This window comes from Streptomyces sp. NPDC044106, from assembly GCF_056433985.1.
The window spans coordinates 155,602-170,793 of sequence record NZ_JBWKFZ010000008.1 but is presented as its reverse complement, the minus strand read 5'-3'; the positions used below and the strand labels follow the sequence as shown (position 1 = coordinate 170,793).

General features: G+C 70.8%; 13 protein-coding genes. 8 read left to right on the top strand and 5 right to left on the bottom strand.

From position 1 onward, the window contains the following. Nucleotides 1–109: 109 nt before the first annotated feature. A complete protein-coding gene (locus AC07DI_RS16200; RefSeq protein ID WP_384248322.1) occupies nt 110–598 on the bottom strand; it encodes a hypothetical protein in 489 nt (162 codons plus the stop codon). A 406-nt stretch (nt 599–1,004) separates the two neighbouring features. Between AC07DI_RS16200 and AC07DI_RS16195 the strand changes: the two genes are divergently transcribed. Next, nucleotides 1,005–1,529: a hypothetical protein gene (locus tag AC07DI_RS16195; RefSeq protein ID WP_478904934.1), complete on the top strand. Its 525-nt coding sequence runs from the start codon at nt 1,005–1,007 to the stop codon at nt 1,527–1,529. Between the two features lie 478 nt (nt 1,530–2,007). Here the strand turns inward: AC07DI_RS16195 and AC07DI_RS16190 are convergent, their stop codons facing one another. Then, the gene (locus AC07DI_RS16190) at nt 2,008–2,658 is read right to left on the bottom strand and encodes a hypothetical protein (RefSeq protein ID WP_478904933.1); all 651 of its coding nucleotides are present in this window, start codon (nt 2,656–2,658) and stop codon (nt 2,008–2,010) included. A 722-nt stretch (nt 2,659–3,380) separates the two neighbouring features. Here AC07DI_RS16190 and AC07DI_RS16185 point away from each other — a divergent pair. From AC07DI_RS16185 to AC07DI_RS16160, 6 genes are all read left to right on the top strand, one after another. Then, nucleotides 3,381–4,280: a hypothetical protein gene (locus tag AC07DI_RS16185; protein ID WP_478904932.1), complete on the top strand. Its 900-nt coding sequence runs from the start codon at nt 3,381–3,383 to the stop codon at nt 4,278–4,280. 235 nt (nt 4,281–4,515) lie between these two features. Further along, nucleotides 4,516–5,448: a LysR family transcriptional regulator gene (locus tag AC07DI_RS16180; protein ID WP_478904931.1), complete on the top strand. Its 933-nt coding sequence runs from the start codon at nt 4,516–4,518 to the stop codon at nt 5,446–5,448. Between the two features lie 212 nt (nt 5,449–5,660). Next, complete coding sequence (locus tag AC07DI_RS16175) at nt 5,661–7,217, top strand: APC family permease (RefSeq protein WP_478905094.1); 1,557 nt, start codon at nt 5,661–5,663, stop codon at nt 7,215–7,217. 395 nt (nt 7,218–7,612) lie between these two features. After that, nucleotides 7,613–8,902 carry a cytochrome P450 gene (locus AC07DI_RS16170; RefSeq protein ID WP_478904930.1) on the top strand — a complete coding sequence of 430 codons (1,290 nt, stop codon included), beginning with the start codon at nt 7,613–7,615 and terminating at the stop codon, nt 8,900–8,902. Between the two features lie 5 nt (nt 8,903–8,907). Then, nucleotides 8,908–9,003 (top strand): hyalucidin A family RiPP precursor, encoded by a 96-nt coding sequence (locus AC07DI_RS16165; RefSeq protein ID WP_459178541.1) that lies wholly within the window; start codon nt 8,908–8,910, stop codon nt 9,001–9,003. 66 nt (nt 9,004–9,069) lie between these two features. After that, nucleotides 9,070–10,317 (top strand): cytochrome P450, encoded by a 1,248-nt coding sequence (locus AC07DI_RS16160; protein WP_478904929.1) that lies wholly within the window; start codon nt 9,070–9,072, stop codon nt 10,315–10,317. Here the strand turns inward: AC07DI_RS16160 and AC07DI_RS16155 are convergent. Further along, nucleotides 10,289–11,149 carry an ArsR/SmtB family transcription factor gene (locus AC07DI_RS16155; protein WP_384248337.1) on the bottom strand — a complete coding sequence of 287 codons (861 nt, stop codon included), beginning with the start codon at nt 11,147–11,149 and terminating at the stop codon, nt 10,289–10,291. The two genes, AC07DI_RS16160 and AC07DI_RS16155, sit on opposite strands and share 29 nt — an antisense overlap. Nucleotides 11,150–11,333: 184 nt before the next feature. Here AC07DI_RS16155 and AC07DI_RS16150 point away from each other — a divergent pair, with 184 nt between their 5' ends. Further along, the gene (locus AC07DI_RS16150; protein WP_478904928.1) at nt 11,334–12,227 is read left to right on the top strand and encodes a PhzF family phenazine biosynthesis protein; all 894 of its coding nucleotides are present in this window, start codon (nt 11,334–11,336) and stop codon (nt 12,225–12,227) included. Nucleotides 12,228–12,370: 143 nt separating this feature from the next. Here the strand turns inward: AC07DI_RS16150 and AC07DI_RS16145 are convergent, their stop codons facing one another. Together AC07DI_RS16145 and AC07DI_RS16140 are read right to left on the bottom strand one after the other, a co-directional pair. Further along, entirely contained in the window at nt 12,371–14,677 is a 2,307-nt protein-coding gene (locus tag AC07DI_RS16145; protein ID WP_478904927.1) for a tetratricopeptide repeat protein, read from the bottom strand. A gap of 26 nt (nt 14,678–14,703) precedes the next feature. Beyond that, nucleotides 14,704–15,189 carry a hypothetical protein gene (locus AC07DI_RS16140; protein ID WP_478904926.1) on the bottom strand — a complete coding sequence of 162 codons (486 nt, stop codon included), beginning with the start codon at nt 15,187–15,189 and terminating at the stop codon, nt 14,704–14,706. Nucleotides 15,190–15,192 lie beyond the last annotated feature (3 nt).

The following is a 15,192-nucleotide window of genomic DNA, read 5'->3' as shown; positions in this document are numbered from 1 at the left end:
CGCGGGGGCCGTCCGGTCCGACCGGACGCCGGTCGATGCGAGCGGTGGAGACGGTCGTGGCCACGAACTGTCCAGGCACCCATCGGTGGGCGGGCCGGAGGTTGCCAGGTCAGAACTGGGGCAGCGTGGCCGTGGCCTGCTTTCCGGACTGGACCTGCGCGATGCGCTTGGCGAACATCGTGGCGCCCTGCGTCAGCGTCGGTTCGCTCGCACCGCCTTCCACATAGGTGGTGGCGACCACCGTGCCGACGCGCATGGTGATGTACTCGCCCGTCAACCCTCCGCCTTCCTTGGTGTAGGCCCGGCTCTCATTTCCGAGGGTGGGCTTCGAGAGAGCCTGCTTGTCACCGACCTCGGCCTTCAACCCGGCCTTGGCGTCCTGCCTGCTGGTGTAGGTGACGATCTCGAAGTTGACGTAGTGCGTATCTCCGGACAAGGCGAACTTGTCGTGGCCGTACCACTTCCCCTTGCACTGCTGCGGACTCGGACAGTCGAGGTGCCCGTCCGCGGTGGTGACGCCCCCATTCACACCCTTCAGGCCGCCCATCGCGCCGACGTCCGGAAGTGCGCTTTCGACCTGCGCCTTCTGACTCAGCACCACATCAGAGTCCGGTATCGCAGACGTAGGGCCGCTGGTCGCACCGGTGGGTCCGTCGCCGTGCCCGGCATCATCGCCGCCCCCGCCTCCGCACGCTGTCAGAGCGGCGCACAGCACACTGGCCGCGATGGCCGCCGACAGCGTGAGACGCCGGGTCGTCCGGTTCACTCCTGACACGTCAGGTCTCCCCCGTAGAGATCAACTCGTCCGGCCAGAGCATAAGGGGGCACTGAGGTGCACTCGTACTCAGCGAGCAATCGCTACTACCGTGGCGAGTGCGCCAAGGAATCCACCTGCTGTGCCGGGCAGTTCTCTCTTCCGCCCCACCTGGTTCGGACTCGCCTGACGCAAAGCACGGGCATCGTCGTCCTGATGTTCCTGCCGCTGGGGATGATAGGGAGTATCCATGTGGCTACTTGATGCCAAGCGTCGACGGGCATGTCTCACCGGGCTGTTGTGCTGTGCCGTCCTGCTGCCGATCGCCGCGTGCAGCGACCGGCAGGACGCTACGGCTGCTTCCTCGTCGTCCCACCCGACCTCGTCGCAGCAACGAGGAGGGGCGTGCGACGACGCCGTGGTCCCGGCCTCCCGGCTGCCGGCCAAGTTGTCCGAGAAGGACATGAAGGCGGTCGGCGAGGGGACCATCTGGTTCATCGCCCCGCAGACCGACAACTGGAGCGACCTTCTGGAGACCCACGACGGCCACCTGCGGGGAAAGTTCCCGTTGTGGGTGGACACGAAGACACTGCCGAAGGTCTCGGTACGGCGGACCGACGGTACGCCGGGCACCGGACGAGCAGAGCTGACACCGACATCCGAGGGCCTTCCCGGAGCCCTGCCGATGGGCCTTGATCTGCCGGGCCCCGGCTGCTGGCAGGTGACGGCCGCCGGGCGCGAAGGCCAGGCCCGCATCCTCGTAAACGCGCGCTGACCGGCCCGCCAGAAGCCCACGCGTCACAGGGTAAGGGCCTCGGCTCATCGGGCCGGCTCTCGCAGGCGCAGATGCGACGTGACGATCAGGGGCCCGCTAGTGGCCAGAGCCGCAACAGCGGGACATGCTGCAGCTGCCGTTCCTCCTCGCGGCCCACCTGGGAGATCGAGGCCCAGCCGGTGTCACCAGGCAACGCCCCGACCGCATCACCTGGTTGTCCTATACCGAACGCCACGCTCACAGCAGGATCCTCCTCCCGGGCCAGCTCCGTCGAGACGGAAGCGGAGCCCGAATCCGTACGAGCGGTGACATCCCGCCACGCCTGCGGCCTCCCGCCCCCCGACGTGAAGGGCGGGAAAGGAGGGGCAGTCGGCCCGCCGTGCCGCCCGCACCCCTGGCTTGCATGAGGTGCCACAGCGGAGCCTGCGGGTGTCGCAACGGAGCCTGCGGTGTCACCGCTAAGCGTGTGGGCCAGGTTCTACTGCGCACGTACGGTTGCGGCGGTCTGGCCTGTCTTCGATCGGCCCGACCGTGCGAAGGGGAGCGCACGAGCGCTGTTGTCCGGCTGCTCCTGTTGCGCCTCATGGAGCACAGTGGTGGCGAGGTGACGCAGGGCGTCCGTGTGCTCGGTGAGGATGCTGTGGGTGTGGGGGTCGTCCGGGTCGGTGAGCAGCAGGCGGGCCGCGGTGTTGACGGCCCGCAGTCGTGGCTTCTGGCTGTCGCGGTGGTAGGCGGGGAGGCAGCGCCAGGCCGTGTTGGCGATCGTGACGAGCCGCCAGGTGGACGACGAGGAGGGCTCCACCTCGTAGAAGCGCAACGCATGGCGGCTGACGAGCCAGTACGAGAGTGCCAGTGACGTGCCGGCGACGGCGTCGAAGGCCAGCCACAGGTACGGGAGTCGGCGGTGTCCGGTCAGTTGGTCGGCCAGCCATGCGACGCCTGCGCCGCCCGCGCCGAAAACAATCAGGGCAGCCAGGGCGAAGAGGAGCACCGCAGGAAAGAGCCCAATACAATTATCGCTTTCCAGGCGGGTCAGCCCCTTCCAGTGGGGAGCGAGGTACCTGGCGTACCGCACGGATTTCGGGGCGGGTTCGATGACGGCGATTCGTCTCGCCCAGCTTACAGCCATAGCGATCTCCATCCTTGAGTTTGGGCCTGCGCATAGTGGGCATTGGGAGGAACGAGCGGAGTGTGCGCAAGGCTCTGCCCAATCAAGGGAATAACGTTTTTGCGCGGAATATTACACCGAATAGCGGGGCGCACGGAGGAGGTGCGGCACCGCGCGGAGCGGATCTGTAGGCATCTCCGGAAAATCCGTGTCACGGAATAGCGTTTATAGTGATTTTGGGGATGGACGCCGTCGGCCAGGACGGTGCATGCCAGCGATATGCGCGAGGGTCAAGGATTCCGTCTCATCCGGACCACGCGGGGCCCTGGGCCCGGAACCCGGGGCCATCCGTCCGGACAGCCGTCATACAAGCGCATATAACGAATCCTGGCCGGAGGAACCCTCACTCGTATGCCGCGCATCCGCAGGAACTTCCCCGCGTTATCCCGAATATGGCAAAGGAACCTCGGGGGTGCATCGCCTCCGCGCGTGTCAACCAGGCAACCCCAGTCGCGCGCGGAAGATCCAGAGTAGAGGCCCAGGGGGGCACTCCCGCTTCGGCGGCTTCGCCGATCATGGTCGAAGCTGTCAACGAGAACGAACCACCCATCATGATTTCGACGGAATCTCTTCTGTCGGAATTTTTGGACCACATGAACGCACTTGAATCAGGTCTCGCCGGACGGTGGCGCGATTCGACTTCTTGGTGCAGTACTCCCAGGCCGGAGTGATCTGATTCCGTTATGTGGAACGAGCAGCCCTACTATCACCCAGAATATCCAGATGATCGGCCATCTGGAGGCGACTACGGGGACCCGAACCCGTACGGTGGCCTCCCCGGTCAATACTCGGCTCTAGCTGATCCGCCTTCTCAGGCTTGGGATCCGGCCGAGGAGCTGGCATTTCTGCTCCAGGAATCGATCGCGGACCAGACCTCCTCGAACCCTTCGGTCGGTGAAGAGGCGCCCGTCGTGGACGCCGCGGTCAATTCTCCGCTTCGGGCACTGCAGGACATCACGGCGGAGCTGCCGCCGCTGAGAGCGAACCCGCAGAGCCATCGCAAAGTACGTGTCCAGTTCCGTCTGCACCCCGTCCGGACCGCGAGTTACGCCATGGCGGCGCTCGTCGCTCTCACCGCATCGGCGGTGAGCTTCTTCAGCACGGCGGTGGCTTACGACCCGTTGCGACTCGTCGCCAAAGGCCACACAGCGAGTTCGGTCACCTGGTGGCCCGTCCTCATCTTCGGTCCCCTGCTGGTCGCGTCCCTTTCCGTGCTGAGAGCCGCGCTGCATCAACGCCGTGCCGTCCACTCCTGGTGCGTGGTGATTGTCTTCTCTCTCATCGCCATGCTCCTTTGCGTCGCGCAGGCGCCCAAGGACGTCATCGACATCACCGCGGCGGTCCTGCCCAGCCTTGCTTCCCTGGCCTGTTTTCAGCAGCTGGTCCGGCAGATCACACTCACTCGGCCGCCTCGACGCGCTGCGCCTCGCCACCGCCTCGCGCAGCCCGATGCCCGCGTGCCGTCCGCCACCGATGAGGCAGCGCGCGCGGCGCCCGCCGGCGGGCCCTCCAAAACGGAGGTGCCACGGCCGCGCCCCGCCACAGGACTGGGGTCGCAGCAGTCACGTCCGAGGCATGGCTAGGCGGCTCGGACGCGAACGGCTGGCGCGGGCCGTGACCGGCATCCGGCGCCGAGCAGGGGAATTCCGCCAGAGCCGTACTACCGGCCAGAACGCGGGCGACGGAGGCTGCGACAGGGGCGTGAAAGCCCCTTCCCTAAATCGAGACGGAATTTCCGATGTGGCGATAGGGCAGCCCTTTCACCACCTCATCAGTCGGCGAATTGGCCGGTTAGGATGAGGCGCGGAGGTGGTCACTATGCGTGTGGAGCAATTGGAATACCTGACTGCGGTCACCAGGATGGGGTCATTACGCCGTGCGGCGGATGAACTGCACGTATCGCAGCCGGCGTTGAGTGAGACGCTCCGCAATCTGGAGCGGGAGCTGGGAGTGGAGCTCCTGGAACGCAGGCACTCCGGGGCGAAGATCAGTCATGAGGGTCGCGAACTGCTACCGCACATAGCCGGGGTGCTCGACGCGGTCGACCGGCTGCGCCGGGCAGCCGGTGAGCAGCACCACATCAGCCGTCTGCTGCGTCTCGGCACGGTCAACGCGGCCACGGTCACCTTGCTGGCGCCGGCCATCCGGGAGTTCCGTGCCGCTCATCCTTCGACACAGGTGGAAGTGGTCACGGACCGGCAGGACGGTGTCCAACAACGCCTCACGGAGGGCGGGTTCGACCTCGGGCTGGTCAGCTACCTCCGGGACGACGACCTTCCGCCCGGCCTGCACACCACCGAACTGCTGCGCGGGCGCCCGGTCGTCTGTGTCCGCCCGGACAGCCCGCTCGCCGCGCTCAACGCGGTCACCGTCACCGACCTGCTGACCCAGCCGCTGATCGTGATGCGGTCCGGCTACACCATGCACCGCTACATCCACCGGCTCCTCCAGGGCTCCACGCCGTCCTTCTCGTACTCGACCGAGGGCGCCGAGATGGGAAAGCTGATGGTGGCCGAGGGGCTCGGCGCCACCGTGCTGCCCGACTACAGCGTGCTCGGCGACCCCCTGGAACGCAGCGGCACGATCACCTGCCGCCCGCTGGCGGACGACACCACCGAACTCCGCGTCGTCATCCAGCGACGCCACACACGTTCGACGCCCAAGGCGGCGCAGGACCTGCACGCGATACTCGTCCGCCGCGCCGCACAACAGCGCACGAGACAGGCCCCGGCGCGGCGCCACCCGGCCTGACTCAAGGGCTGCCGCAACCCACAGCCACCCACGCCGGAGCGCGTCGAGCGGCCCTTCCGTCTCCGGCAGCCGTGAGCGGCGTGAGCAGTGTGAGCAGCCGTGACACTCTGACTTCCTCTGGGTCCGTGATTGTCGAGGAGGTTTGCCACGTGGCGCAGCAACAACCGGCGGAGACCGCCGATGCCCCGGACATCCGTACCGAGGAGAACCGGCTGCGCAAGGATCTCGGGTTCTGGGGTCTGACCGCGATCGGCTTCTCCAACATCCTCGGCTCGGGCTGGCTCTTCGCCGCCCTGTACGCCGCCCAGACCGCAGGACCCGCCGCGCTGCTCTCCTGGGTCGCGGCCGGTCTGCTCTGCGCGCTGGTGGCGCTGGTCATGGTCGAACTCGGTGCCACCAGGCCGGAGGGCGGCGGCACGGTCCGCTGGCCGCTGTACGCGAACGGCCGGCTGGTCGGCACGGTCGTCGGCTGGTCCGTCATGCTCTCCGTGGGCGGCACCGCGGCCGAGATCAGCGCGATCATGCAGTACGCGGCGCACTACGTGCCCGGCCTCTACCGCGGCGGCTCCCTCACCGCGTCGGGCCTGGGCGTCGCCACCGCGCTGAGCGTGCTGCTCACCGCGTTGAACTGGTTCGCGGTGCGGATGTTCGCGCGTCTGAACAACCTCGTTTCGGTGTTCAAGGTCGTCGTCCCGGTGCTGACGGTGGTCGCCCTGTTCCTGTCCGGGACCCATTCCGGCCGCCTCACGGACCACGGAGGGTTCGCCCCGTACGGTTACGCGGCCTGCCTCACCGCACTCGCCGGCGGCGGCATCGTGTACTCCGTGAACGGGTTCCAGGCCCCCCTGGACTTCTCCGGAGAAGCCCGCAACCCGCGCCGCAACGTCCCCGCAGCCGTCCTCACCGGAATCGGCCTCGCGGTACTCGTCTACCTCGGGCTCCAGCTCGCCTTCCTCTACACGGTGCCCGACTCGCTGCTCGCGCACGGCTGGCAGGGCGTCAACTTCGACTCGCCGTTCGGCCAGTTGGCCCTCGTCCTCAATCTGCACTGGCTCGCCACCCTGCTCTACGCCGACGCGGTGGTCTCCCCGGGCGGCTCCGCCTACGTGGGGGTCGCGATCGACGCCCGCCACACCTACGCCCTCTCGAAGAACGGCCTGCTGCCCCGCTTCTTCATGCGCATCGACCCCCGCTCCGGCATCGCACGCCGCGCCCTGGTCCTCAACCTCGCGGTCATCATCGTCTTCATGCTGCCGTTCGGCGGCTGGCAGGACATCGTGAGCGTGATGGGAGACATGTACCTGATCATCTACGCCGCCTCGGCGGTGGCCGTGGCCTCCTTCCGGGCGCACGACCGGGAGCGCGGCCTGCCTCTGGCGGACGGCCACATGCCCGGGGTGCGCTGGATCGCTCCGGTCAGTTTCGCCGTGGCGACCGAGTTCATCTACTGGTCCGGCTGGGACGACCTGCGGCTCGCGCTGCCTCTCGTCCTCGTCGGTGTCCCGCTGTTCCTGCTGCAACGACGCGGGACGGCGGGCAGCTCCCCGGCCGGGGAACTGCGGCGGGGCGCCTGGATCGTGTTCCACCTGGCGGCGCTCACCCTGTTGTCATGGCTCGGCACGTTCGGTGGCTCGGGGCGTCTGCCGGCGCCGTACGACTCGGTCGTGGTGGGTGTCGTCGCCTTCGCGGTCTTCGGCTGGGCGGTGCGTTCGGGCGTCGCCCACCTGCGCGCGGACCCCGCCCACCTCCGCGCGGACCCCGCTCACTGAGCGCGGGCAGTCACTCGGGCGGTCGGTCCGGGGAGGGCGGCAGGATCGCACCTTGCCCTTTCGGGCAGCCGTCCGTACCTAGTCTCTCCGTGGTCGGCTGCCCTACATAGCCGGGCCGAAGACGAGTCAGCCGGTGCAGGAGGCCGGGCGGACGGCAGGGGCGATGCGTCGTCCACCGCGTTTTCGCGAGCGGTGCAGCTCATGGGCCCCGGACCGGTGGTGCGACGCGGTCCGCGCAGGATTCCTTCGCCGGGCGGTGTGCGGCGAGGACGTCCCGAGGGGTGACACGCGGCCCCCACCGGAGCACGCTGGCCATCCGGCATCGGGGGAGCGGAAACATCGGGTGGGTGCAGTCCCATCACGCGCGGCCTCCCCTGCACAGTAGGGGCGGGGGCATGGAATCTTCGACTGGTGCGAAGGCTGGTGCGGAGACCGGCGCGACGTACGGCCGGCCGGTCCCGGAGCCCCGCGACGCGGCGTCCTGGCGCCGTGACCCGCTCTCCTGCCTGCGTGCGGAGTTCGACGGGCGTCAGGACATCTGGCGCTCCGCGTCCGGACGGCTGTGTGTGGCCGGCCCCGGGGCCGCTCGCGAGGTGATGGGCAACCGGCGCGGCCTGTTCGAGGAGACCTCGGATTTCTTCCACACCCGCTCGAGCGTCTTCGGCCCGCGGGACGCGCAGGTCGACATCGGCCGTGGCGCACGCGCGCTGCTGCGCCGTCGGCTCGACGCCGGCCGGGCCGAACTGCCCCGGCTGGTCAAGGACCGGCTCGTGCCGGTCAGCAGCTGGCCCGACGCCGGGAACCTGCTGGTCCGCGAGCACCTGTCAGACGTACTGCTGTGCCGACAGGCCCCGGCGCCGCTGCGGCAAGCCGTCGACGGCGTGGTGACCCGTGCGGTGCTGGCCGGCGCGCGCGAACGCCATTCGGTGGCCTCGCGATTCGTGTTCCGCCGACGGGTCATGCGGCTCCTGGCCTCGGAGATCCGGACGCGACGTACGGCCCTTTCGGCTTCCGCGAAGTGTGCGGGCGATCCGCGTGACCTGCTGGACGTGGTCGTCACCGGTGGCGGCCCCTCGGCACGGCCGGACGACCTCGCCGAGGTCTATCTGTCCTTCCTCTTCGCCACGGTGGGCTCCATCGGCTTCGCGCTGGGCTGGGCGGTCTACCTCGTCGGTACGGGACCCGGACCCGGACCCGGGCCCGGTACCGATACCGGCCAGTGCCCAGCCTCGGGCCCCGCCTTCGGCCTCGACGGCCCCGAACCCGAGTGGATCGTCCGGGAAGCGCTGCGGCTGTGGCCGGTGGCCTGGCTCTTCACCCGTAAGCCGAGCAGCGCCCACGACCTGGCCGGAGTCCCGGTCGGCCCGCGCGACGACGTGGACGTGTGCTCGTATCTGATGCACCGCCACCCGCAGCACTGGGACCGCCCCGACGACTTCGTGCCGGGCCGGTGGGCGACGCCCCCGCGCGATCCGGCGTTCATGCCCTTCGGGTACGGGCCGCACAGCTGCGCAGGCGCGACCGTGACGATGACGCTGCTGACGGACCTAATCCGCGTCATCACCCACGACCGGCACCTGTCGATCACCGGCGCGGGGAGCGGTCCCCAACTGGGCCCCGCGCTGGCTCCGCCGCGTTTCACCGCGCGGCTGAGCGACCGCACCGATTCACCTGGGGGGAGGTGAACTGCATGAGGAAGCTCTACCGCTCTGCCAAGTCGGCCCTCAACATCCGGTCCGGCTACGGCGGGGTCTATCACTTCTGGTACCTCTACCACCACATCTGATCCGTTCGGGTGCGCGGGAAGTCGCCCCCGACGGGCGGCTTCCCGTGCGGCGCGAGAGGCGACGCCATGACCACTCCGCACCATCCCGACGACTTCCTGCACGATCTACGCGACCGCAGCGCGGCCGAAGGCGGCGTCTTCTGGATCAACGACGACCTGCTCGCCGTCTTCGAGCCGGACGCGGCACGCAAGGTCAGCGCCGCGAACTGGCACGGCCTCCTCATGAACGACCGCTTCGTCGACATGCTCCGGCGGCGCGACAGCGCCACGGTGCCGTGGGCCCGCGTGCGCACCGAGTGGCGCACGCGGCTGCACGCGCTCGCCACCGCCGAGCACCATGGCGCGCTGATCGCCCGCATGGAACGGACCATCGACGCGCGCCTCGGCGACGACATCGACCTGGTCCTGCTCGCCCAGGACGTCGCCGTGCGGGCCCTGCTGCCCGTCGCCCTGTCGGGCCTCACCGCCCGCGAGAGCGCCTGGATCGTCCAGGACCTCGACCAGAAGCTGATGCGGTTGATCGACCGTTCCCCGGGGAGCGGACTTCGGCATCAACTCCACTTCGCCGCCGTGCAGTTCCGGGCGGGACTCGTCGTACGGCGGATACTGCGCGAGCGTGCCGCCGGGCACCGTGCGCGGGAGCACGACCTCGCCGATCCCTTCGTCGATCTGCTGCCGGAACTCGGCATGGACCGTGCGCTCGACGTGGTCACCGCCGTGCTCACGGCGATCGGCGGGCCGCCCGGCGCGGCGGCCGCGAGCGTGCTGTACGAACTCGCGCGCCAGCCGCGGTGGACCCGGCGGCTCACGGTCGAGCTGCGGGCCACCGATCCGGAGGCGTTCCGCGCCGACCCGGTCAAGGCGGCGCCGCTCACCCACCGGTTCGTCAAGGAAGTGCTGCGCATGTGGAGTCCGCCGCTGCTGCTCATGCGGCACGCCCGGACCTCCTTCGACCTCGGCGACACCACGCTGGCGGAGGGGCGCGGCTATGTGCTGAGCCCGCACATGATCCACCGCGATCACCGGTTCTGGCGCGACGCGGACACCTTCGACCCGGACCGCTTCCTGCCCGGCGCCCCGCACGGGCCCCTGGCCAGGGGCTGCTACGTGCCCTTCGGCTGGGCCCCCAAGAAGTGCGCCGGAGCCGACATCGGCACCGTCCAGCTGATGGCGCTGTGCTACCTGATGTGTACGCGCTACCACCTCGACGTACCCGACGCGGAGCACGTCACCATGGCGTACCGCTTCGCGCCCGTACCGCAGAAGTTCCACGGCCGGATCACCCTCAGCCGGGCCGGACATCAGCGACCGTGACTCCGAGCGTGCGCTCCAGGCCGTGCGCGCCCGCGTCGGTCAGGAGCACCACCCGCGGGGCAGGACCCCACCGCACCCAGTCCAGCGCGAACAGCCGCGCAGTGAGGGCCGCGCCGAGTCCTCCGGCCAGATGGTGCTTGTGTTCGCTCCAGTCGACGCAGTAGCGGATCGCGGGGCGGCGGGGCGGGAGCCGGTCCGGATCGACGCCCAGTTCGGCCAGGGTCGCGCGGCCCGCAGGGGTGAGTGCGTACTGGATGTCGTGCCCGTACGACGACGGGCGGTCGCGCAGGGCTTCGTGGGGCCGGTGCACACCGTCGTGACCGGTGAGTACGCCGCGTTCCAGCAGGCCTCGCATCAGCGCCACGCCGAGCCGCCCCGCGAGGTGGTCGTAGCAGGAGCGGGCGCGGTGCAGGGCGTTGGTGCGGTTGCTCTGCTTGAGGGAGGTGATGGCCAGCGGCGGCGCGATCAGTGCGAGGCACTCCATGGCGGCGCTCACGTCCGGGCCCGCGAGCCGGTAGAGGCGGTGCCTTCCGCGCCGCTCGACGGTGAGGAGCTCTCCCTCGACGAGTCGGGCGAGGTGGGCGCTGGCGGTCGCGGCGCCGATGCCCGCCTCGCCTGCCAGGGCGCTCGCGGGCAGCGCCCTGCCGTCGGCCAGGCACTTGAGGATGCGGGCGCGGGACGGGTCGGCGATGAGGGCGGCGGCGCGGGCGATGTCGGTCTGGTGCTTGAGCGGCTCCCCCTGGGCCCCACCCCGGCGCTCGGCCGGTGCGCCACCGGTCGGCGCGCCACCGACCGTCGAGCGCGGAGCGGGGACGCGGCTGGTGTTCGGCATGAACGCAGCGTAGAACAACGACACTTCGTCGGGCAGCGAAATATCTGACGGCGATGCTCTCTTTATGCAGGTGAGCACAGAAGCAGAAGCAGACACCGGCACCAGCACCAGCACCAGCACCAGCACCAGCACCGACACGCGTACGGACACGACCCTCCCCGCACCGCAAGGAGTTGCCCCCGCCATGACGACGACGCCCCACTCCGGCCCCGAGATCCTCCGCTACACCGCCTTCTCCGCCGACCCCTCGGGCGGCAACCCCGCCGGTGTCGTCCTCGACGCCACCGGTCTCTCCGACGACGAGCAGCTCGCGATCGCCGCCGAGCTCGGCTACAGCGAGACGGCCTTCCTGACCGCTCCTCCCGCGGAGCTCGCCGACCACCCCAGGGCGTACACCGTCCGCTACTTCTCCCCCAAGGCCGAGGTCTCCTTCTGCGGCCACGCCACCATCGCCGCCGCCATCGCCCACGCCGAGCGGCACGGGGCCGGCGAACTGCTCCTCGCCACCCGCGCGGGCACCGTCCCGGTGACGGTGACCGAGAGCGCGGACGGGGCGCTGCACGCGACCCTGACCAGCGTGGAGCCCGCCGTCCACGACGCGGCGGACAAGGACGTCACCGAGGCACTCGACGCGCTCGGCTGGTCCGCGGCCGAGCTCGACCCGGCCTTCCCGCCGCGGATCGGCTACGCGGGGGCGCGGCATCTGATCCTGGCGGCCGCGTCCCGCACCCGACTGGCCGACCTGCACTACGACTTCGAGCGTCTCAGGGACTTCATGACCTCCCTCGACCTCACCACGGTGCAACTGGTGTGGCGCGAGTCCGCGACGGTCTTCCACGTGCGCGATCCGTTCCCCGTCGGCGGCGTGGTCGAGGACCCCGCGACCGGCGCCGCCGCCGCGGCGTTCGGCGCCTACGCACGCGAACTGGGCCTGGTCCCAGAGCAGTCGGTCCTCGAACTGCACCAGGGCGCGGACATGGGCCGCCCGGGTCTGCTGCGGGTCGAGCTGCACGCCGGTGACGCGCGAGTGCGGGTGAGCGGGACGGGCACCCGGATCCCGGACCCGGGGCTGCGGTAGCGCTCCGGACGGTGGCGGGCCGGTGGGATTCGTGGTCCCGGCCCGCAACACCGGATCAGGACGTCCACCGGCCTCGGCAGCGTACCGACGGCGGAGGCCTTCGCCCGTGCCGGTGCCACGGTAACGGGCCCCCTGCGAAGGCCTCATGCCCGTTCGGACGGCCCAGCCTCCCGCCACCCGTCGATGTACGCCTCGGCGAGCCGCCGGTCCGATGCCAGCGCGCGCCGCAGGAAGTGCTGTCCCTCGCCGTCCCGCCCCTGCGCCGCGGCGAGGATTCCGAGGTGGACGAGCGCGCATACGTTGTCCGCGGCGGCCGCCCGGCGAACGAGCCGTTCCCCGTCCTCGGACCGCCCTTCGAGGATGGTCAGCGCGCCGAGGCAGTACAGCGCCTCGTTGCTTCCGGCGTCCGCCGCCCGCTCGTAGCGGGTCATGGCGCGGGACCTGCGGCCCGCCTTCTCCGCGAGGTCCGCCAGTGCCAGCAGCGCGTCCGGGTCCCCCCGGGCCGCGGCCGGGCGCCACGCCTCCTCCGCCTCCTCCCGGCAGCCGAGCCTCTCCAGCGCCAGGCCGAGGTTGTGCAGGCCGTGCGGGTCGCCCGCGTCGATCGCGGCGCGGTAGGCGGTCACCGCGGCCCGATGGCGGCCCTGGCGTCCGTGCAGGTTCCCGAGGTTGAACCAGGCGCGGGTGTCGCCCGCCCGGCCGCCGCTCTCGAACGCGCCGCACGCCTCCTCGTGCCGGGCCTCCTGGTTGAAGAGGTTGCCGAGGTTCAGCCAGAGGTCCGTCCGCCCGGCGGCGATGCCCTCCCGGTAGACGCGCCGGGCCGCCGCCGAACGCCCCAACCTCTCAAGGAGCAGGCCGAGTTCGCCGTAGGCGTCCAGGTCGCCGGAGGCGATGACATCGCGGTAGGTGTCGACCGCCTCCTCGAAGTGCCCGGCTTCCGCCAAGTACCCGGCCAGGTTGTAGGCGGCGTTCGGTACACCGAGGCCGACGGCCCGCCGGGTCGCCTCCACGGCGCCATCCAAATCGCCGCTCTCCGCCCTGAGTTGTCCGATCAGAGCCCAGGATTGCTGCACGCCCGCTTCCAGGGCGCGCAGGGCGGTCTCGTACGCGTCGGACGGCCGCCCGGACCCGGCGTACACGAGCGCCAGGTTGAACAGCGCCCGCGCCCGGGTCTCCGGCTCCCGGGCCGCCTCGCGGCAGACGGTCTCCGCCTCGGCGTACCGGCCCTGCTCCAGCAGCAGGGCGCCCAGGTTGACCCGCGCGCGGGCGACCCCCGCATCGGCCAGCGCCGTCCACAGGAAGCGGGCGACTGTCGGTTCCGACTCGCTTGCGTTCAGGGCGATGTGGAACGCCTCGCCGATGTCGGCGCTGTTCGCCAGTGCCTCGAACCACACGAAGGGATGTACGCCGGGCGCCTCGGCGTCGTCGCGTACGGCATCGGCCAGACCGCCGTAGGGCTGCCACAGGTCGGGAGAGACCAGATTGAGCAGGCCGACGGTGTGACGCGCGGGCCGCGCGGCCCAGGCGAACGCGTCGTCCGGGCCTTCCGGTACCGCCCGGTCACCGACCTGGTCGACCAGGTGGAACCGGTGTACATCGATGAGCAGTTGGCGGGAGTACGGGCCGGCGAGTCCGGCGCGGGCGAGGTCGACGGCGGCCGTGACGAGAGCGGCACCGCGCGGATTCTCCCCGGCGCGCCGGCCGTTCTCCCACCTGCTCCACAGGGCGGGGCCCGCCGCCAGGTACTCCGCCACCGGGGCCCGGACACAGCGCGTCGCCTCCCGCACCTGACCGTCCTCGCTCAGGCGCGCCCGCGCCACCTCCGCCGAGGTCCAGTGCCGCGCGAGGCGGATGGGCGACGCGTAGTTGAGTACCCGCGCCGCCCACCCGTTGCCGGGGAGCAGGTGGCGCGGTCCGGGGCCGCGGGGCGCGGTGAGCGCCTCGTACGACAGGGCGTCGAGCGTGGCGATGACGGGGAACCTCGCGCGGACGAGCTCACCGAGCACTTCGACGCACAGGCCGTCCGGTACGAGGAAGCGCTCCAGGCCGTCAAGCCAGATGACCGGCGCACGGCTCGTGGGAGGTGGTGGGCGGTCGGCGAGCAGCGCCAGATGGCCCGGCGCACGCGGCGCGAGGACCCGCCGGTCGGCGGCCAGGGTCCGAACCGCCTCGAACGCGGCCCGTGTCGCCCCTGCCGCGCCCTCGCCGACCAGGTACATGAACCCGCCCCCGTCGAGTGCTTCCTGCCATTGGGCACGGATGACGGCATCCATGTCCCGGGGCACGTAGGCCGGCAGCGCGCGGCCCTCCCGGGACGGGTGCGCGCGGTGCACACCGGCTTCGTACGGCTCCCACTCCCGTACGGGCAGCCATCGTGCGGGGTCGCGCAGGTAGCCGGACCCGGCCGAGGCGATGTCGCCGTAGACGTGCATCCGGCGGACGTCGCCCACCATGACGGTGGGGTGGCCGCCGGTGCCGCTCAGCCCCTCGCCGGGCCCGGCGCCGTAGGGTCCGGCGGGCCGCCGAGGTTCACCGTGCCCACCTGGAAGGCGGCGACCGAGCCGTCTCCCGCACTGATGGTCAGGTCCCGTCCGGCACCGGCCCACCGGCGGCCGTCGACCGGGGCCTTCGCCGTCGCGGCGCGTGGGATCAGGTCGATCAGTGCACGCAACTCCCGCTCGGCGGCCCGGCGTTCCGGTTCCGGGAGGGCATCGAGCAGGTCCTCGAACCTGGTCCGCCAGGCGCGGCTGAGATCCGCCCGCACCGCCCCGGACTCGGCGGACGCCACCTCGTCGAGGTCGGCCGCGGTCCGGTCGAGGCGGGCCAGCGTGCCCGAGTCGGTCTCGCCGCGCCCGAAGAGCCGGGCCACGCCCGCGCGGAGCGTCGTCCACGCGTCCGTACCGATCGCCTGCACGACGGCGCCGCCGCCCACGGCGGCCAGGGCCGCCAGAGAATCACTCAACATCAA

Coding starts and splice junctions, on each gene's coding strand:
- AC07DI_RS16195 (WP_478904934.1), top strand. CDS start 1,005: ATGTGGCTACTTGATGCCAAGCGTCGACGGGCATGTCTCACCGGGCTG.
- AC07DI_RS16190 (WP_478904933.1), bottom strand. CDS start 2,658: ATGGCTGTAAGCTGGGCGAGACGAATCGCCGTCATCGAACCCGCCCCG.
- AC07DI_RS16185 (WP_478904932.1), top strand. CDS start 3,381: ATGTGGAACGAGCAGCCCTACTATCACCCAGAATATCCAGATGATCGG.
- AC07DI_RS16180 (WP_478904931.1), top strand. CDS start 4,516: ATGCGTGTGGAGCAATTGGAATACCTGACTGCGGTCACCAGGATGGGG.
- AC07DI_RS16170 (WP_478904930.1), top strand. CDS start 7,613: ATGGAATCTTCGACTGGTGCGAAGGCTGGTGCGGAGACCGGCGCGACG.
- AC07DI_RS16165 (WP_459178541.1), top strand. CDS start 8,908: ATGAGGAAGCTCTACCGCTCTGCCAAGTCGGCCCTCAACATCCGGTCC.
- AC07DI_RS16160 (WP_478904929.1), top strand. CDS start 9,070: ATGACCACTCCGCACCATCCCGACGACTTCCTGCACGATCTACGCGAC.
- AC07DI_RS16155 (WP_384248337.1), bottom strand. CDS start 11,149: ATGCCGAACACCAGCCGCGTCCCCGCTCCGCGCTCGACGGTCGGTGGC.
- AC07DI_RS16150 (WP_478904928.1), top strand. CDS start 11,334: ATGACGACGACGCCCCACTCCGGCCCCGAGATCCTCCGCTACACCGCC.
- AC07DI_RS16145 (WP_478904927.1), bottom strand. CDS start 14,677: ATGGTGGGCGACGTCCGCCGGATGCACGTCTACGGCGACATCGCCTCG.
- AC07DI_RS16140 (WP_478904926.1), bottom strand. CDS start 15,189: ATGTTGAGTGATTCTCTGGCGGCCCTGGCCGCCGTGGGCGGCGGCGCC.